The sequence below is a fragment of the uncultured Agrobacterium sp. genome, assembly GCA_913777615.1.
GTDB lineage: Bacteria > Pseudomonadota > Alphaproteobacteria > Rhizobiales > Rhizobiaceae > Agrobacterium.
Genome location: CAJYTK010000013.1, coordinates 34,044 through 52,459, shown reverse-complemented (window position 1 = coordinate 52,459; position 18,416 = coordinate 34,044). Strand labels below are relative to the sequence as shown.

Annotated in this window: 19 protein-coding genes; 11 read left to right on the top strand and 8 right to left on the bottom strand. The window is 57.8% G+C overall.

Annotated features, from left to right (window positions below):
- Positions 1 to 174: 174 nt before the first annotated feature.
- The gene (gene recA / locus QZ862_RS11835; RefSeq protein ID WP_296018863.1) at positions 175 to 1,263 is read right to left on the bottom strand and encodes a recombinase RecA; all 1,089 of its coding nucleotides are present in this window, start codon (positions 1,261 to 1,263) and stop codon (positions 175 to 177) included.
- Positions 1,264 to 1,508: 245 nt separating this feature from the next.
- Between recA and QZ862_RS11830 the strand changes: the two genes are divergently transcribed.
- A complete protein-coding gene (locus tag QZ862_RS11830; RefSeq protein WP_296038427.1) occupies positions 1,509 to 2,447 on the top strand; it encodes a carbohydrate kinase family protein in 939 nt (312 codons plus the stop codon).
- A gap of 30 nt (positions 2,448 to 2,477) precedes the next feature.
- Complete coding sequence (locus tag QZ862_RS11825; RefSeq protein ID WP_296018868.1) at positions 2,478 to 3,401, top strand: pseudouridine-5'-phosphate glycosidase; 924 nt, start codon at positions 2,478 to 2,480, stop codon at positions 3,399 to 3,401.
- A 71-nt stretch (positions 3,402 to 3,472) separates the two neighbouring features.
- On the opposite strand, the gene QZ862_RS11820 is transcribed toward QZ862_RS11825, so the two are convergent.
- On the bottom strand, positions 3,473 to 5,701 hold the full coding sequence (locus tag QZ862_RS11820; protein ID WP_296100054.1) for an OmpA family protein: 2,229 nt from the start codon (positions 5,699 to 5,701) through the stop codon (positions 3,473 to 3,475).
- 327 nt (positions 5,702 to 6,028) lie between these two features.
- Positions 6,029 to 7,294 (bottom strand): MFS transporter, encoded by a 1,266-nt coding sequence (locus tag QZ862_RS11815; protein WP_296100051.1) that lies wholly within the window; start codon positions 7,292 to 7,294, stop codon positions 6,029 to 6,031.
- Positions 7,295 to 7,626: 332 nt separating this feature from the next.
- On the opposite strand from QZ862_RS11815, the gene QZ862_RS11810 reads away from it, so the two are divergent.
- The 5 genes from QZ862_RS11810 (at position 7,627) to QZ862_RS11790 (ending at position 11,501) form a co-directional block, all read left to right on the top strand.
- Positions 7,627 to 8,400: an ABC transporter substrate-binding protein gene (locus QZ862_RS11810; protein WP_296018875.1), complete on the top strand. Its 774-nt coding sequence runs from the start codon at positions 7,627 to 7,629 to the stop codon at positions 8,398 to 8,400.
- Between the two features lie 116 nt (positions 8,401 to 8,516).
- Positions 8,517 to 9,317, top strand: a complete 801-nt coding sequence (locus QZ862_RS11805; RefSeq protein WP_296018877.1) for an ABC transporter permease — start codon at positions 8,517 to 8,519, stop codon at positions 9,315 to 9,317.
- Positions 9,314 to 10,144 carry an ABC transporter permease gene (locus tag QZ862_RS11800; protein WP_296018880.1) on the top strand — a complete coding sequence of 277 codons (831 nt, stop codon included), beginning with the start codon at positions 9,314 to 9,316 and terminating at the stop codon, positions 10,142 to 10,144. Before QZ862_RS11805 ends, QZ862_RS11800 begins: the two co-directional genes overlap by 4 nt.
- Positions 10,145 to 10,304: 160 nt before the next feature.
- A complete protein-coding gene (locus QZ862_RS11795) occupies positions 10,305 to 10,571 on the top strand; it encodes an usg protein (protein ID WP_296075632.1) in 267 nt (88 codons plus the stop codon).
- Between the two features lie 105 nt (positions 10,572 to 10,676).
- On the top strand, positions 10,677 to 11,501 hold the full coding sequence (locus tag QZ862_RS11790; protein ID WP_296018883.1) for a class I SAM-dependent methyltransferase: 825 nt from the start codon (positions 10,677 to 10,679) through the stop codon (positions 11,499 to 11,501).
- Positions 11,502 to 11,633: 132 nt separating this feature from the next.
- Here QZ862_RS11790 and QZ862_RS11785 read toward each other — a convergent pair whose 3' ends face one another.
- The 3 genes from QZ862_RS11785 to QZ862_RS11775 all read right to left on the bottom strand — a co-directional run bounded on the left by QZ862_RS11785 (position 11,634) and on the right by QZ862_RS11775 (position 13,383).
- Positions 11,634 to 12,122, bottom strand: coding sequence for an Lrp/AsnC family transcriptional regulator (locus QZ862_RS11785; RefSeq protein ID WP_027677373.1), 489 nt, complete (start codon positions 12,120 to 12,122; stop codon positions 11,634 to 11,636).
- A gap of 66 nt (positions 12,123 to 12,188) precedes the next feature.
- Positions 12,189 to 12,836 carry a uracil-DNA glycosylase family protein gene (locus QZ862_RS11780; protein WP_296018889.1) on the bottom strand — a complete coding sequence of 216 codons (648 nt, stop codon included), beginning with the start codon at positions 12,834 to 12,836 and terminating at the stop codon, positions 12,189 to 12,191.
- A gap of 1 nt (position 12,837) precedes the next feature.
- On the bottom strand, positions 12,838 to 13,383 hold the full coding sequence (locus tag QZ862_RS11775; protein ID WP_296081561.1) for a thermonuclease family protein: 546 nt from the start codon (positions 13,381 to 13,383) through the stop codon (positions 12,838 to 12,840).
- Between the two features lie 140 nt (positions 13,384 to 13,523).
- Here QZ862_RS11775 and QZ862_RS11770 point away from each other — a divergent pair, with 140 nt between their 5' ends.
- Entirely contained in the window at positions 13,524 to 15,059 is a 1,536-nt protein-coding gene (locus QZ862_RS11770; protein WP_296100048.1) for a HAMP domain-containing sensor histidine kinase, read from the top strand.
- A gap of 3 nt (positions 15,060 to 15,062) precedes the next feature.
- On the opposite strand, the gene QZ862_RS11765 is transcribed toward QZ862_RS11770, so the two are convergent.
- Positions 15,063 to 15,500, bottom strand: a complete 438-nt coding sequence (locus QZ862_RS11765) for a diacylglycerol kinase (RefSeq protein WP_296038441.1) — start codon at positions 15,498 to 15,500, stop codon at positions 15,063 to 15,065.
- A 7-nt stretch (positions 15,501 to 15,507) separates the two neighbouring features.
- Entirely contained in the window at positions 15,508 to 16,530 is a 1,023-nt protein-coding gene (gene cobT, locus QZ862_RS11760) for a nicotinate-nucleotide--dimethylbenzimidazole phosphoribosyltransferase (RefSeq protein ID WP_296100045.1), read from the bottom strand.
- Positions 16,531 to 16,750: 220 nt separating this feature from the next.
- On the opposite strand from cobT, the gene cobS reads away from it, so the two are divergent.
- Genes cobS through QZ862_RS11745 form a run of 3 tightly spaced genes read left to right on the top strand, consistent with a single transcriptional unit; the run spans position 16,751 to position 18,411 of the window.
- Positions 16,751 to 17,503: an adenosylcobinamide-GDP ribazoletransferase gene (gene cobS, locus QZ862_RS11755; protein WP_296100564.1), complete on the top strand. Its 753-nt coding sequence runs from the start codon at positions 16,751 to 16,753 to the stop codon at positions 17,501 to 17,503.
- A 9-nt stretch (positions 17,504 to 17,512) separates the two neighbouring features.
- On the top strand, positions 17,513 to 17,707 hold the full coding sequence (locus tag QZ862_RS11750) for a DUF1289 domain-containing protein (RefSeq protein WP_296038445.1): 195 nt from the start codon (positions 17,513 to 17,515) through the stop codon (positions 17,705 to 17,707).
- Positions 17,704 to 18,411, top strand: coding sequence for a TIGR02281 family clan AA aspartic protease (locus QZ862_RS11745; RefSeq protein WP_296100041.1), 708 nt, complete (start codon positions 17,704 to 17,706; stop codon positions 18,409 to 18,411). The genes QZ862_RS11750 and QZ862_RS11745 overlap by 4 nt, the downstream gene beginning before the upstream one ends.
- The last annotated feature ends 5 nt before the right edge of the window (positions 18,412 to 18,416 follow it).

Sequence of the window (18,416 nt, the reverse complement as noted above, 5' to 3'; positions counted from 1 at the left end):
GATAATAAAAAAGTCACAGGCTTTTATCGTTCGCCATGCTGCCTGTCCAGCCAAAGAGCGCCGGGCCCGCCCAGAATGAGGCAGCAAAAAGACGAGGCCGCGCGAACGGATCGCACGGCCTCATTTCATTTGGTACTATCGCGATGTCCCGGCAAAATGACGGGAGCCTCTCGATTAAGCGTCCGGCTCTACACCATCCGCGTCGGCTTCCGGTCCACCGTTTTCCAGGAACCGGTCGGCAATCAGGCCGGCATTCTGCCGCAGCGCCATTTCGATCTCATTTGCAACGGCTGGATTTTCGCGCAGGAACGTCTTGGCGTTCTCACGTCCCTGCCCCAGCCTCTGGCTGTTATAGGAGAACCAGGCGCCGGACTTTTCGACGATACCGGCCTTCACACCGAGATCGACAAGTTCGCCAGTCTTGGAAACGCCTTCGCCATACATGATGTCGAATTCGACCTGCTTGAAGGGAGGCGCCATCTTGTTCTTGACGACCTTGACGCGCGTCTGGTTGCCAACAACCTCTTCGCGTTCCTTGACCGAACCGATACGGCGAATGTCGAGACGAACAGACGCGTAGAACTTCAGAGCGTTGCCGCCCGTCGTCGTTTCCGGCGAACCGAACATCACGCCGATCTTCATACGGATCTGGTTGATGAAGATCACCATCGTCTTCGACTTGGAGATTGATGCCGTCAGCTTGCGCAGCGCCTGGCTCATCAAGCGAGCCTGAAGACCGGGCAGGCTGTCACCCATCTCGCCTTCGATTTCGGCACGTGGCGTCAGAGCGGCAACGGAGTCCACTACCAGCACATCGACGGCACCGGAGCGCACAAGCGTGTCGGTAATTTCAAGTGCCTGCTCACCCGTGTCGGGCTGCGAAATCAGGAGGTTCTGAAGATCGACACCAAGCTTACGGGCATAGACCGGGTCGAGCGCATGCTCTGCGTCCACGAAGGCGCAGATGCCACCCTTCTTCTGTGCTTCTGCAATGGTCTGCAGTGCCAGCGTCGTCTTACCCGAGCTTTCCGGGCCGTAAATTTCAATGATACGCCCCTTCGGCAAACCGCCGATCCCAAGCGCAATATCAAGGCTCAAAGACCCCGTCGAAACGGTCTCGACCTCGATGACGTTTTCATTGGAACCGAGCTTCATGATCGATCCCTTGCCGAACGAACGTTCGATCTGGGAGAGCGCCGCTTCCAGTGCCTTGCTTTTATCCACCGAATTGTCCTCTACAAGACGCAAAGAATTTTGTGCCATCTGAACCACCTTTAGGTTATTGAAGCCGCACAGGCAACGAAGCAGTGTGGAAACAGTATGTACTCTTTTTGTTCTCATTCCACAACAGTGCAGCAGCCCTTTGAAAACAAATAATGATAAGCTGTTCGTTCTGCTTTTGTTTTTCTTGATCGGAGGTTTTCCCAAAGCTCCGGAGCCAGTTGGATAGAGCCGCAAAACACCGAATCGGACACGTCCGTCCGGCTCGGAAAGAAGGATGGATCAACGTGAAGAAAATACTCGTTCTGGGCGGCGCGCATATAGACCGGCGCGGCATGATCGAGACTGAAACGGTGCATGGCGCAAGCAATCCCGGATCATGGATGGAAGAGGCTGGCGGCGGCGGGTTCAACGCGGCCCGCAATCTTGCGCGCCTTGGCTTTGAAGTGCGGCTGATTGCCCCGCGTGGCGGCGATGGCAATGGCGCGACCGTTGCTGCAGCGGCGCGCGACGCTGGCGTCGAAGACACGCCGTTCACCTTTTTGGATCGTAGCACTCCAAGCTACACGGCAATCATGGAACGCGACGGCAATCTGGTTATCGCCATTGCCGATATGGACCTCTACAAGCTGTTCACGCCGCGTCGCCTCAAAGTGCGCGCCGTACGCGACGCGATCAAGGCGACCGACATCATCCTCTGCGATGCAAACCTGCCTGAAGATACGCTGAGCGCAATCGGCGTCGCGGCGCGAGCCTGCGAAAAGCCCCTTGCGGCCATTGCCATCTCGCCGGCAAAGGTGGTGCGAATGAAATCGGCGTTGGCCGACATTGACATGCTGTTCATGAACGAGGCCGAAGCCCGCGCGCTGACCGGTCAGAATGTCACCGATGTGAGACAATGGCCGACCTTGCTAAGAAATATCGGCCTGCGCGGCGGCGTCATCACCAGCGGAGCCAAACGCGTTGTCGCGTTCAACCAGAATGGAACCGCGGCGCTCACCCCGCCGCTGATCGAAAACGTGAAGGATGTGACCGGCGCGGGCGACGCCATGGCATCCGGCTATTTGTCCGCCATTGCCAACGGCAAACCCATCACCGAAGCGCTGCGCCACGGCGCTGCCGCCGCTGCGATCACCGTGCAATCACCCTTTGCCACATCCAGCGAGTTGAACGGCGAAACACTTGGCGCGCTTCTGGCGCTTGTGCCGCAGGCTGAAATGGTGTGAAGAGATCGCTTAATTGAAATGGAAGAGACCATGACCAAGACCACCTCCCCGCTCCTGCCGATCGTCTACTCGGAAGAAGTCGCTGCGGCCAAGCAGCGCGGCGCCCCGATCGTCGCACTCGAATCCACGATCATCACCCACGGCATGCCCTATCCGGGCAACATCCGCATGGCTGAAGGTGTGGAACAACTGATCCGCGACAATGGCGCGGTTCCAGCAACGATTGCTGTCATTCACGGAACGCTGCATATCGGCCTCGAAAAGGACCAGCTCGAAGCATTGGCGCAGACAAAAGATGCCATGAAGGTCTCGCGCGCCGACATCGCTTTTGCGATCGCAGAGCGCCGCACGGGCGCAACGACCGTTGCCGCCACCATGATCGCCGCCGAACATGCGGGCATCAAGGTCTTCGCCACCGGCGGTATTGGTGGTGTACATCGCGGCGCCGAAGAAAGCTTCGATATCTCCGCTGACCTGACCGAGCTTGCGCGCACTGGCGTCATCGTCGTCTGCGCCGGTGCCAAGGCCATCCTCGACGTGCCGAAGACGCTTGAAGTTCTGGAGACCAACGGCGTCCCGGTGGTCACCTATGGTTCGGAAGAATTCCCGGCCTTCTGGTCGCGCGCTTCTGGCCTCAAGAGCCCGCTGACGCTGAACAGCCCGGCAGCGATTGCCAACTTCCAGACAACCCGCGAACAGTTCGGCCTCGAAGGCGGCATGCTGATCGCCAATCCTGTACCGGAAGAAGACGAGATTGGCCGCGACGAGATGGAAATCTATATCGAACGCGCATTGTCGGCGGCCGAAGAAGACGACATCTCCGGCAAGGCGGTGACGCCCTATCTGCTGGCGAAGATTTTCGAAATTACTGAAGGCCGCAGCCTCGATACGAACATCTCGCTAGTTCGCAACAACGCCCGCCTGGCAGCCGAGATCGCCGTAGCGCTCGCCTGAACCAGCTTGGACTAAAGAAAAGACCCGGAAGCCGATGGCTTCCGGGTCTTTTTTGTTGAGTTGCGAGAACCTTACTTCTGCGCGACCGGGCGCACCAGCGGAGTGATGCGGCGGATGGTGACGCGACGGTTTTCCTGGCTCGGACCAAGCGTCTGAACCTTGAGGTAACGCTCGCCGTAGCCCTGCGTAGTGAGGTTTTCCGGCGGGATACCGTAAACTTCGGTCAGGACCTTGGCGACGGACTCCGCGCGCTCGTCGGAGAGAACCAGGTTGCTCTCATCCGAACCCACGGCGTCCGTGTGTCCTTCGATGAGGAAGGTTTCAGCCGGGTTCTTTTCCAGAACCTTGTTCATCGCATCAGCAACCTTGCGCAGCGAGCGTGCCTGGCTCATCGGAATTTCGGCACTACCGGTGGCGAAGGTGATGGTATCGAGGTCGATACGACGCACCATGTCACGAACGCGAGCCGAATAGCGGACCTCATCCAGAGAGTAGACGCGCTGGACTGGTTCTACCGGCGGCTGCTCGAGGAAGCGATAGTAGTCGCGATCCTGGTCCGACGACGTATCGATGATGTACTCGTTGACCGGAATACGCAGACGCAGTGGCGGCAAGTCGAGACCCGGGTCGCGATAGACATATTCGCGATCTGGCTCATCCGCCAGTTCCGGTGCGTAGAAGAGCACATATTCGCGGCCACGCGCATCGATACGCGAACGCTGGATGACGTCACCGTAACGGTTGCGAATGGTTACGACCTGCGTGCCGTCGGAACGTTCGATCGTCTCGCGATAACGATCGTCGGGAAGACGTTCGTAATAGGGACGCGCACCTTCGCTGACGAAGCGGTCGTCATCACTGCCACGCACGACAACGCGATCACCGAACTGCAGGAAGACGCGGTCGCCCATGTCGCGGTCACGCGGCAGGTCGCGAGGACGCCATTCCCGAACGCCATCGGGCCGGTCGAACTGCGGACGGCGGTCGATGCGCTCACCCTGGATGTTGGTGATGTTCTGGATGTTGATCTGCGGCGCAGGCTGTCCGTCGCGGCGGGCAGCCGCTTGAGCTTCTGCATCCGACGTCGGAACCTTGAAGTCCTGAACCTGCTCCCGTTCACGGCGACGCTGTTCGCGAAGCTGCTCGTTGCCACTGCGATAGACTTCCTTGTCGCTGTCGAGAACGGCTGCACCCTTGTCTACCGGAAGAACGACCGTATCAGCCGACTTGGAAGGATCCTGGGCAATGGCACGGGCCTTGTCCAATTGCTCCTTTGTCATGGGAGGCGCTTCCGTCTGCGGAGTTGCGACCTGGGCTGGAACAGGCTCGCCCGCAGGTGCCTGACCTGTTGCGGCTCCGTCCAGCGGCGCTGGTGTCGGCGCACCCGGAACGGGCGCCGGTGCTGGCTCGCCATTCTGAGCGCGCGGCGGGCGCGGCTGCTCGGAGGGCTGCTGGCCAGGTGCCGGGTTTGGCTGCTCGGCAGGTGCAGGGGCGCGACCAGGGGTCGGCGGTTCTGCGGGCACCGGTGCTGCTCCCTCTGCAGGTTCTGGTGCGGCCGGACGCTTGGCTGGCTTGACCGGCTTTTCTGGCGCAGCTTCGTTGGCTGCGGGCTCATTTGCCGGCTTGGCGGCTGGCGCTTCTGGCTTGGCAGCTGGAGCTTCCGGCTTTGGCGGCTGTTTGCCTTCACCTTCTGGCTGCGCGTCTGCGGCGGGCTTGCGACGCGGGCGCTCTTGTTGCTGGCCAGGCTCGGCCTGGGGCGCGCCTTCAGGAGCGGCTTCGCGGCGGGGACGCTCGGGCCGTGGCTGGCCTTCTGCTTCCGGCTGCGCCTCTGCGGCTGGCTTGCGGCGTGGGCGTTCCTGCTGCTGCTCAGGCTCAGCCTGAGGTGCCGCTTCTGGGGCAGGCTCTCGACGCGGGCGTTCGGGGCGGGCTTCGCCTTCTGGCGCAGCTTCACGCTTGGGACGTTCCTGCGGCTGCTCAGCCTGGGGCTCTGGGGCTGCTTCACGCTTTGGACGCGGTGGAGCTTCCTCACGCTTCTGCTCTGGCTCGCGCTTCGGTTCAGCCTGTGGCTCACCCTGCTGCTCACGCTGGCGGCGCTTCAACAATTCTTCTTCTGGGTTCGCTGGCGCTTCGGCCTGCGCAAGAATAATGGCTCCTTGACCGTTGGAAATGGATCCCTGTTGCTCAACCCGCGCCAAAGGCGCTGCATGCGCAACGGTGGCCACAAGTGCCGGCTCTACTGCGATGGCAATCGACATCAGGGGGAAAACCACCCCGGTCAGTAATTTATTCTTATTCAGCATGGCGCTTCCTCATCTGCCGTCTTCATCCACTTTTGCCCTGCGGCATTGGGGCACAGTCTGCACATAATGGCGCTGAACAACGCCGGGCGTGCGGTCTTGTTCCAATGATGATCATCAAGGGCTGTACCGGGAATGAACGAAAAAAGGCATTTTCTGGAAGCGCGGCCTTAATTGCCGGGGACTATTTCCGACGAAAGACGCACCTTATCGGGGCGCTTCGGGATGGCATGTAACCCAATTCGTATGGAAGGCGGTCCAGGACGCCGGATTCATTCTTGGAAGAATTTGACGACGGCAGGTCAGGCCCACCGCCGTCTAGCGCGATCGCTAAGCTGTTTTTCCACCTGACGCTGGCGCGGGTTCAATCGCTTGCTCATCCGGTACACCGAATTCCGCGTTGCGTTTTTCATATCCGAAACCGGCGAGCAGTGCGACGGCGCAGGCGACGACCACGGCGACGCTGAAAAGCGCGAGGGCATAGTCGCCATTCCAATGCGCGGCAAGTGTCGTCTGCAGAGTGGCGTTGCCAGAGGCGAGCAAATTCCCGAGTTGGTAGGCAAAGCCGGGGAACGTGCCACGCACCTCGTCTGGCGAGAGTTCGTTCAGGTGAACAGGGATGACGCCCCATGCGCCTTGAACGAAGAATTGCAGAACGAAGGCGCCGATTGCGAGCAAGACCACGCCGGGAGCATAAACCCAGAACCATGCAGCAGGTATTGTCAGAACGGCGGCAATCACGATCGCATTGCGGCGGCCGATCTGTTGCGACAGGGTGCCGAAAAACAGGCCGCCGCAAATCGCCCCGATATTGTAAACGATCGCTATGGCGCCTGTGGTATGGCTGTCATAGCCTCGCTGCGTTTCTAGGAAGGTAGGATAGATATCCTGCGTGCCGTGGCTGAGAAAATTGAACGCCATCATCAGGATAACTGTCCAGATGAAAAGCGGGACGTTCTTCTTCAGCACCGTGAGGAACGGCTGCTGAGGCCGCTTCTGACGTTGGAGAAATGCGGGGGATTCCTCTACATTGCGGCGGATATAGACAACGATCAGCGCTGGCAGCGCGCCGACAAAAAACATCCCTCTCCAGCCGATGATTGGGTAGAGCAGAAAGAAGACGATTGACGCCAGCAAATATCCGGAAGGGTAGCCAGCCTGGAGCAGCCCGGAAACGAATCCGCGCGCTTGAGGCGGCACCGTTTCCATGGTGAGTGAAGCGCCCACACCCCACTCGCCGCCCATGGCGATACCATAGAGTAGGCGCAGCACGATGAACATCGTCAGCCCGGTCGAGAAGCCGGAAAGAAGCTCAAGAGCGGAATAGAGAAGGACATCGACCATGAGGGTGATGCGGCGACCGTAACGGTCGGATGCGAGCCCAAAGATCAGCGCGCCGATCGGCCGCATGGCAAGAGTCAGGAAAATTGCGACCGAGACCGCGGGAATGCTTGTGTTGAACTCCTTGGCAATATCCTTGATGACAAAGACAAGGATGAAGAAGTCGAAGGCGTCGAGCGTCCAACCGAGGAAGCTGGCGATGACCGTGTTGCGCTGAGAGGGCGTCAACGACTGAACACTTTGGGTGATACTCACGAAAAATCCTCCTTGAAGATGGAGGCGGAGGCCGAAAATCGGGAACCGTCTTCTGAAATAAGAAAACTTATGCCTGAAATTATAAGGCTTACTTACGACGCACGAACGCCACATTCTGTTCCATTAACTTCTAGTAACCAGGCTGCGATTCAAATCGTGTTTCGAGTCGGCTGTCGCAGCGCAAAACAATGATGTTGCATTTTTTTTGCAACGGGATGAGTATCCCGGCAAGCATCCGCAACCGGCTTTTGATCGGTAGCGGAGTGCTAAAGTCTCCACGCACGCAGAACATAAATGAGGCGTGCGTCGAATCGCCAAAAGAGAGGATCGAAATGCTCAACCCCACCCGTCTGTTTGCTGCAGCGTCCATCGCCGCACTGTCGCTGTTTGCTGGCTCCGCCTTGGCGCAGGACAAGATCGTCATCGGCACGGAAGGCGCCTACCCGCCCTTCAACGTTCTGGAAGCTGACGGAAAGCTGACCGGCTTCGATATCGATATCGCCAAGGCTCTCTGCGAAGAAATGAAGGCTGAATGCACCTTCGTTACCAACGACTGGGACGGCATCATCCCTGCCCTTCAGGCCAAGAAGTTCGACGCGATCATTGCGTCCATGTCGATCACGCCTGAGCGCCTGCAGAAGGTAGACTTCTCCAAGAAGTACTACAACACGCCGCCGGCCATTGCAGTGCCGAAAGATTCCCCGATCAAATCTGTGGAAGAGCTGAAGGGCAAGACGATCGGCGCGCAGGGCTCCACCACCCACGCCAACTACGCGGAAAAGCATCTTGCCGATTCCGAGCTGAAGCTCTACCCGACGGCTGACGAGTACAAGCTCGACATCACCAATGGCCGTATCGACGGCGTCATCGACGATATCGTTGTGCTGTCGCAGTGGGTAAAGTCGGACGCCGGCGCATGCTGCAAGATCCTGACGGCTCTACCGGTTGATGAAGAAATCAACGGCAAGGGCGCTGGCATCGCGGTTCGTAAGGGCGACACGGCACTGGCCGACAAGTTCAGCGCAGCCATTGCAGCGATCCGCGCTAACGGCAAGTACAAAGAGATCAACGATAAGTACTTCGATTTCGACGTTTACGGCCAGTAAGCGCATTTCTCATGTTGAAATATGATGGCGGGAGGGTTGCCCTTCCGCCATTTTTGTTTGAGAACATCTTCATAAAACAAATATGAAGAGCGGCGGAGACCGCAGGGGACATTGGCATGAGCGGAGTGTTTTCCGCCGTAGGTTCGTTCTGGACCTATCTCACATATCTGTTCGACCCGTTCTGTGGTCCGGTCGGTATCTTCTCACTCTTTGGCAACGGCACACTGCTCACCTGCGGCGACGGCTGGGGCGATGAAATTGCCTTTGGCGTCAAGGTCACCGTTTCAGTGGCACTCGCAACGCTCCCGGTCGGACTGCTTTTGGGCTTTCTGATCGCGCTCGCCGCACAATCGCAGGAGAAATCCCTGCGCCTTGCCGTTGGCATCTACACGACGATCTTCCGTGGTCTGCCGGAGCTTTTGACCCTGTTCATCGTCTATTACGGCATGCAGATCCTGCTGCAGACGATCGGCGGTTATCTCGGCTTCACTGGCCCCATCGAGATCAACGCCTTCGTCGCTGGTATGATTGCGCTTTCGGTCGTCTTCTCGTCCTATGCATCCGAAGTGCTGTTGTCTGCTTTCCGGGCCATACCCAAGGGTCAGTATGAGGCGGGAGATGCGCTTGGCTTGTCGCGCAGCCGCACCATGGTCCTGATCATCATTCCGCAGCTCGTGCGCATCGCCCTGCCCGGCATGACCAATCTCTGGGTGATCCTGTTGAAGGACACATCTTATGTGTCGATCATCGGGCTTGCGGATATCGTGCGACAGACCGGTATTGCTGCGCGTGTCACTAAGGATGCGTTTCTGTTCTACGGTATTGCCTGCATGCTCTACCTTGTCCTCGCTCTCCTCTCGTCGATCGGCATTGGCTATATCGACCGCTGGGCACGTCGCTCGGAGGTGCAGAGATGAGCCATGTCGACCAGTTGATCGAGGCAAGACCTGCACCACCCGCGCCGCCGCGACAGTTCTCATTTGCGAGGATCGCAGGCTACGCAATCGTCGCGCTTTGGGCTCTCCTTCTTGTCGGGCTGGTTCTGTCGCTGGTCCTGGACTGGGATCCAGACAAGATCGAGCGTTACGGCTGGCGCTATATTGACGGCCTGCTGACGACCATAAGCCTTGTCGGCCTTGCCCTGATCCTCGGCGCCGTGCTCTCCGCACCGATCGCTTTCGCCCGCATGTCGGAGAACAGGGTCGTCAGCGCCATTGCGTTCGCTTATGTCTACGTCTTCCGCAGTACGCCGCTCCTGGCTCAGCTGTTCCTCATCTATTATGGCCTTGGCGGCTTCCGTACCGAACTGGAAGCGGTCGGCCTGTGGTGGTTCTTCCGCGATGCTTGGTATTGCGGCCTCCTTTCACTGACGCTGAACACCGCTGCCTACCAAGCCGAAATCCTGCGCGGTGCAATCGAGAGTGTGCCGAAGGGTCAGCATGAAGGTGCTGCCTCGCTTGGTATTTCCAAGCCGGTGACCTTCTGGAAGATCGTTCTGCCGCAGGCCCTCATCGTTGCGTTGCGCCCCTACGGCAATGAGATCATATTGATGATCAAGGGCTCGGCAGTGGTCTCCATCGTCACTGTCTTTGACCTGATGGGCCAGACCCGCTACGCCTATTCGCGCACCTTCGACTTCCAGGCCTATCTCTGGGCTGCGATCTTCTATCTCTCCATGGTGGAAATTCTGCGTCATGTGTGGGCGATGGTGGAAGCGCGACTGACGCGCCATCTGAAGCGGTAACGCGTTAGCAGCACTCCGTTCGAGCAGCTGCTAACATGATGAGAAACATAAATAAATTGTGACAAACCCCATTCTTGGCAAGGTTCGATTAACCATGTCATGTTCCCATTGTCGATGACACTTTTAACGTGTCCGCGATCAATAGAACGGGAACAGCCACATGAACCAAGACATGGAAATGATGCTGAAGGGCTATGGGCTCACCACAGCCGAAATTCTCTATCGCATGCCCGATCACCCCTGCGTCCTGCAAAGCTACCTCTGGCAGAACTACGATCTCGCGCCCGACTTTCCTGAAATGCACGGATTTTTAAAGTTCTGGCAGGAGACGTTGGATGGTCCGCTGCATTCGGTACGTTATGTCCACCGCAAGCTGATCTCGGCGCAGGAATGGCGCTCTCTCAAAGGCGAATTCATTTTGCACTGACGGCGTTGTGGTCCCGGCGAGCGGCTGGCAATCCAAAACAGGCATTGCGCCTAATAGCGTTGCGGCTTAATCAGGCTTCCAACGAAGCCAAGCCGGATGCACGCCATGACCAACAACACAAAGATCGATGAAGAAGCCCTAGCGGAGGCCTACAACCGCGCGCTCGCCCTTGAAAAAGCCGGCGACATCGACGCGGCGGTAAAAGCCTACGAAGAGGTTCTCGCAATCGATCCTGAGGATCATGGCGGTGCCGCCGTCCGCATCGCATCCATGGGGCGCGGCGAAACGCCACCCAAGGCGCCGGACGCTTATGTGGAAACGCTGTTCGATCAGCATGCCGAGGCTTTTGAGGATATCCTCGTCGAACAGCTCGGCTATGCTGTTCCGATGATGGTGCGCCAACGGTTGCAGACGCTAGAACTCGGTCCGTTTAAGCGCCTGCTCGATCTCGGATGCGGCACCGGTCTTACCGGCGAGGCGCTTCGTGACATGGTCGAAGACATCACTGGTATCGACATTTCCGAGAACATGGTCGAAATCGCCCATGAAAAGGATGTCTACGAGACGCTGTATGTCGCTGAAGTGGAGGATTTCCTCGAGGACAATGACGATGAGCCGTTCGACATCGTCACTGCCACCGATGTGCTTCCCTATCTCGGCGCACTCGAACCGCTCTTTTTCGGCGCAGCGGAGAATATGGTCGAAGGCGGCATCTTCATCTTTTCATCGGAAACCCTGCCAGACGACAAGATGGGACGCCGACCCTATATCGTGGGTGCCCACCAGCGCTTCGCGCATTCCGAAACCTATGTTCGCGAACGTCTCGCTGCCACCGGTTTCGAGGTGATCGAGGTCACCGATATCAATGTGCGCATGCAGGATGGAGAACCGACACCGGGTCATCTGGTGGTTGCCAGATTTAAGGGTTAATCTCCTGCCAAATGTTTTGGTCCAGGAATTTGCAGAGACAGAGAAGCCCGAAGATCGATTTCGATCTTCGGGCCCACTTTTTTTAGGACGAAGGAACTTTACCGGCAAAGCACGCCAAACTCGCAGCGCTCTTCACTCTTCGCCGGATTTCGGATTGTCAAGAATCATGTAGTCCAGCGGCAGTTCGGTAGTGTACTTGATCTGCTCCATGGCAAAGGCGGACGATACGTCGCGGATTTCGATCTTGGCGATCATTCGCTTGTAGAAGGCGTCATAGGCGGCGATATCCGGAACGACCACGCGTAGCAGATAATCGACGTCGCCGCTCATGCGGTAGAACTCGACAACCTCCGGAAACTCGGACACGACTTCAGAAAAGCGCTTCAGCCACTCGATGGAGTGCGAAGCTGTGCGAATCGAAACAAAGACCGTCACCTTCGTGTTGACCTTCGTCGCGTCCAGAATGGCAACGCGGCGGCGAATGACGCCATCTTCTTCCATCTTCTGGATACGCCGCCAACAGGGCGTCGTGGAAAGCCCGACCTTCTTTGCAAGGTCGGCAACGGCCAGTGTGGAATCCTCTTGCAGAATACGTAGAATTTTACGGTCGAGGCGGTCCAATCTTCTCTCCTACGGAATTATTTTCCCTTATTTACATCAAATAAAACAGAAAAAAAGAAATTTGTTTCAGCGCGTCAGTCTTTCCACATGCTCCTGTAGGACAGGCAACACATCCTGCTCGAACCATGGGTTCTTGCGCAACCATGAGGTGTTGCGCCAGCTCGGATGCGGCAGAGGCAAGATGGCAGGGCCGTTATTCGTCTGCAAATAGTTGCGCCAACTTTGCACTGTTTCCGTCATGTTTTTCTTGCGCCGATCACCAAGGTGCCAGCTTTGAGCGTATTGGCCGATAGCCAGAACCAACTCGATCTGCGGCATAGCCTCCATGACCTCTTTACGCCAGCGCGGCGCACATTCGCGCCTTGGTGGCAGGTCGCAACCGCGCTTGTCATAGCCGGGAAAGCAAAAGCCCATGGGTGCGATGGCGAAACGATTGGCGTCATAGAAAGTCGGACGATCGACATTCAGCCACTTTCGCAGCCGATCTCCGGATGCATCGTTGAATGGAAGCCCACTTTCATGCACACGCAATCCCGGCGCCTGTCCGGCGATCAGTATCCTCGCCTTTGCCGAAATGACAGCGATTGGACGGGGCTCATGCGGCAGCCGATCTGCATCGCCCCTTAGTGGTGCGTCACGACAGATTCGACAGCGTGCGATACTGGCGCGCAAGAGTTCGATCGCTGTGTCCGGCTTTTGTAGTTCAGCATCCATATCACCACCGCAAGACATGTCGTAGCATGGTTATAATTCCCGCAAAGGGCCTATCATCATCCATGCCATTGCGCTCACGTCGCCAGTCCCTCGGGCGCTCGAATGCACCACTCCACAGGCCCAGCCTCTGCGTCCTCGCGTGTTCCTCCTCCTGGGCGTAGAGAAAAAACTCGGTCGTCACGGCGAGCCCTTCGGCGACGACAAGACTTCCCACGTCCTTGCCATCGACGGAACAGCGAACCAGAAGGCGCGAGTACTTGTCAGTTTTGCTCCCGGAACATTCGACCTCTCCTCGATCCAGGACATCACGTAAAAAGTCACGTGCTGCCTGCCCGCAGGCCCAGCTCTGATCATCCACGCCGCAGCTCTGACGAAGTTCGGGCGCATCGATCCCCAAAAGCCGGTAGCGCGTTTTACCCGACGCAAGCGTATCCCCGTCAATGGCGATAAACCGGCCAGAGAAGCGCCGGTCGCTCAAACCATCGACTTTCGCCAATATCAACGCCCCCAGAATGACTATGAGCAGCAGGGTGAATCCGTCCTTCACCGGAGAGAACCTTCTGCCTGACTTTCGTCTCATGTACCAACAAACCCTTTGCAGAAATGGCAAACAAATCCTTTCGCGGCAGCATCTTCTTAAGACTTTACCCTTAATCTGCAAACGTCCCGGATCGGTTTCGTTTGTAGATGAGTAAGAGCGCCAGCATCATTGCCGACAAGAATATCGTCGATCGGTCTCGCACGCGGCGCAACAAGGCCGTGTTCGATGCCGTGAAAGCGACCCGTGAGCGTCTGCAATATGGCAGCATCGGCACGATCGCGTTCGAGCGCGAAATGCTGCAGATGCATGTGGTGGAGATGCTGCATGGCGCTACGATCATGCCCCTCTTCATCATGCTGGCCACGGGCATCGGGATTTATATCACGCGCGACATAGAGCTCGTCGGTTGGACGTTCCTGGCGCTGACAACCCACGCCGTTTGCCTCATGTTTGCCCGTCGTGCGCACAAACAGACGATCAGCACGGCAAGTGCGGACCGCTGGCTCAAGACCTTTCAGGGAATGCAGATCGTCATTGGCTTGATCTGGGCGCTCTTCGCCGCTTATCCCATGAACGCCGAAAACATGTCGCTGGCCATGTTCTACAAGGGCGGCACGCTGCTGATCGCGCTGTCGATAACGGCCATGTCGAATTTCATGCTGCGCCGCGCCATTGTCACCACCTTTCTTCCTGTTCTCGTCGCACTCGGCATCAATGCGGCGCACTCGCAGAACCCGATCGATATCGGCATGGCGCTGATGTTTTTTATGGCCATGCTGTTTTGCCATTACATTACCAGACGGTTGCACAATACGAGCATCAAACTCCTGTCCTTCCAGTCGGAAAAAGACGATCTGATCGCGGAACTGGAAGTGGCGAATTCGATGTCGGACGAGGCTCGCCGCCGCGCGGAAGAAGCCAATCTGGCGAAATCTCGCTTCCTCGCCTCAATGTCGCATGAGTTGCGCACGCCGCTTAATGCGATCCTTGGCTTTTCGGAGGTGATGGCCTCGGAAATCCTGGGACCGCTCAACAATCCGCTCTACAAAGAATATTCGGCGGATATCAACCGCTCCGGCCAGCATCTTCTCGACCTCATCAACGAAATCCTCGATCTCTCTCGCATCGAGGCAGGGCGATATGAGTTGCAGGAAGAAGCCGTATCGCTGCTCGAAATTGCCGAAGACTGCATCGGCATGATCCAGCTACGCGCCCGTGGCAAGAATATCCGGATCACCCAGCAGTTCGAGCGCAGCCTGCCGCATGTCTGGGCGGATGAGAAGGCGCTGCGACAGGTGGTTCTCAACCTGTTGTCCAACGCTGTCAAATTTACTCCACAAGGAGGGGAAATATCGATCAAGGCGGGCTGGACTGCACGCGGCGGTCAATATGTGTCGATCAGAGATAACGGCCCCGGCATTCCCGAAGAAGAAATTCCAGTGGTACTCTCGGCCTTCGGTCAGGGATCTATCGCCATCAAAAGCGCAGAACAGGGAACAGGCCTTGGCCTGCCAATCGTCCAGGCAATCCTCTCAAAGCATGACGGGCACTTCGTGCTGAAATCCAAACTGCGTGAAGGAACCGAAGCGATAGCCATTCTACCGGCGAAACGGATTCTGCAAACCGTTCCGGCCGTCGAAGACGTGCCGGTAATAGAGCGCCGCAAGCGATCTTTCGCTTAATTTTCAGAACGGATTGACGCTGAGGAATAGCGTGGAAATCAGCGAATAAAGAACCAAACCGCCATTCGCCAGCAACAAACAGAAAACGGCGAACGAGCCGAGGTCTTTCGCGTTTCGTGCAGCGCTTGAAAATTCGGGCGACACACGGTCGACGATTTCTTCGATGGCTGTATTGAGTGCCTCCACGCAAAAGAGCAGCAACATCAGCACAATGAAAATTAAAGCATGGACCAGCGGTGCGCCGATGATGGTCAGGAAAATCAGCCCCGCCCCGAATGCCATCACCTCATGCCGGAAGGCTGCCTCCCCCCACAAACGGGTCAGCCCCTGAAAGGAATAACGCGTCGCGGCGATCAGATGGCGAAAGCCTGTCTCCTTGCGAAACGCGGGCTCCGGATTGAGAACGGGATCCGGCGTGGGCGTGTTGTGCGTCCTATCCATCGCAAACTCAGTGGTCAGTGCGGTTCGTGACACCCGCCTGCGCGAATGTCGCCATGCCGGAGTGGCATGCAGCGGCGGCCTTGACGATGCCTGCCGCAAGTGCGGCGCCGGTACCCTCACCGAGACGCATGCCCAGTGCCAGAAGTGGCGTTTTGCCAAGCCGCTCGACCGCCGCCATATGGCCCGGCTCGCCGGAGACATGGCCGATCAGGCAGTGATCGAGCGCTGCCGGATTTGCAGCTTTCAGCAGAGCGGCAGCAGCCGTCGCAACGTAGCCGTCGATCAAGACCGGGATTTTTTCGACACGCGCTGCCAGAATTGCACCGGCCATCGCGGCAATCTCGCGACCACCGAGACGGCGCATGATTTCCAGCGGATCCGACAGATGGTCTTTATGGAAATCGACCGCAGCCTTCACGGCGGCGATCTTGCGCGCCATGAACTCTCCTTCGGAACCGGTGCCCGGACCTGTCCATTCTTCTGCCGAACCACCGTAAAGCGCGAGATTGATCGCAGCCGCAACGGTCGTGTTGCCAATTCCCATTTCGCCGATGCACAGAAGATCGGTGCCGCCAGCGATCGCTTCCATACCAAAGGCCATGGTCGCGGCGCAATCGCGCTCCGAAAGTGCATCTTCGCAGGTAATGTCGCCAGTCGGGTAGTCCAGCGCGAGATCGAAAATCTTGAGGCCCAGATCATGGGTCACGCAGATCTGGTTGATTGCAGCTCCGCCCGCAGCAAAGTTTTCGACCATCTGCTGGGTCACCGAAGACGGATAGGGCGTCACGTCATTGCGTGTAACACCATGATTGCCAGCAAAAATCGCCACCAGAGGGCGGTTGACGGCGGGTGCGCGTCCAGACCATGCAGCCAGCCACATCGCAATCTCTTCCAGACGTCCGAGCGAACCGGCAGGCTTCGTCAGCTGTGCATTGCGCTCCTTGGCGGCAACCAGTGCATGCGTATCCGGCCCTGGCAGGTCACGCAAAAGAACACGAAAATCATCGAAAGGCAGGCCGCTCACGCTCATGGTATCGATCTTTCTCTCATGCCGAAGACTTGTGTTTTCCGGCAAATCGGTCTTTGTTGCGCCTCTCATAATCGGGGACGGGCAGAGGAACAACCTCTAAAGCATATCGGGCAAAACTACCGAGTGGTTTTGCGGTACCGATATGCTCTTCGAAAGCCTGTATCGGCCATTCGAACAGCGGGAGAGCGGATTGATCCTGGATGGTTTTTTGACGCGGATCATGCATGCTCTGAGCTTTCTAAGCCGCATTCCGGTGCCCGACACGTTTTTCAATGGAGTCAGGGTGGACATGCTGGCTGCCACTCGCGTCTTTCCTGTGGCTGGGCTCATGATCGCGCTGCCATCGGCTCTCCTCCTGGGCCTCCTCGACCGCGCCCATGCCGATCCGTTGGTGAGCGCGGCCCTTACACTAGGCATCGCCACCGTCATCACCGGTGCGCTGCATGAGGATGGTCTGGCCGACACTGCCGATGGATTCGGCGGCGGCGCGGACAAGGAGCGGACCCTCACCATCATGAAGGACAGCCGCATCGGCAGCTACGGGGCAATCGCGCTGATCCTTTCATATCTGGCGCGAGCTGCGGCAATAGCCGTCCTTATCCGCGAATTGCCTTGGCCGGCAAGCGCGGCCTGTCTGATTGCAGTCGCAAGCTTCAGCCGCGCCATGATGGTCTGGCACTGGCATGATCTTCCCCCTGCACGGGAAGGCGGTATCGCAGCATCCATCGGACAGCCGTCCAGAACCGATTGCAATCAGGCACTCTTCTTCGGCACCGCCATTGCATGCGTCACGCTGTTCTCGTCGATCTCGATCATTGGATCGATTGTCATCCTGTCCTGTGCGTCGGCGGCCGCCTATCTCTTCGGCCGTCAATGTCAGAAAAAAATCAATGGCCACACAGGCGATACGATCGGCGCAACACAGCAAATTACCGAAATCGTGATGCTGGTCGCCCTTGCTCTGCTCGCCTGAAGAAAAGATATGAAGACGATGGAAACACCCTGCATTCAGGTCTGCCAGCTAAACCGGGAAGGTCTCTGCACCGGCTGCTATCGGACCATCGCTGAAATCACCGGCTGGAGCGGCTTTACCGTCGCTGAAAGACACCGGATCATGGGTGAGTTGCCCAAACGCAAAACGGGGAAAGTGGCAGGAATGGAGAGCGCAAGGGCATGAATAGGCTGACTTTGGTTCTTCTCATCCTCGGTATCGGACTGGCACTTCTCCTCATCAACAATAGTAGCGGAGAGACCTTCGGGATGGATAATGAGCGCTTCGCCAGCGCGCTCTATCTGACACCGATCGCGGTCCTGCTGTCCGCCGGTATCCTGGCAGGCAATCGCGGCAATCTTCCAACGGTGCTGCGGCAACTGGCCATCTGGCTGGTCATCATCTTAGGCCTTGTCGCGGGTTATCTCTACCGAGGAGACCTGCAGCGGTTTGGCGACCGGTTGTTGGCAGGGCTCGTTCCCGGACGCGCCGTGGTGACGACGACGCGCGACGGTGTGCAGGAAGTTATTCTCAACAAATCAATGGGCGGTCACTTCGAAACCGAAGCCACGATCAACGGCGTCTCCGTCCACATGCTTGTAGATACCGGTGCAAGCTCCGTCGTGCTCTCCAACGCCGATGCGCAGGCGATCGGCATCAACCCGGACAATCTCAATTACACAGTCTCGGTGATGACTGCCAATGGCCGAACAGCTGCGGCATCGGTGCGCCTGGCGGAGATCGCCATTGGCCCGATCGTTCGTCGCAACGTCTCCGCGCTCGTCGCGCAGGAAGGCCAGCTGGACCAGAGCTTGCTCGGCATGACGTTCCTCTCGACGCTCGGATCATTGCAAATGCAGACAGACCAGCTGACACTGAGAGATCGGTAGAGCCG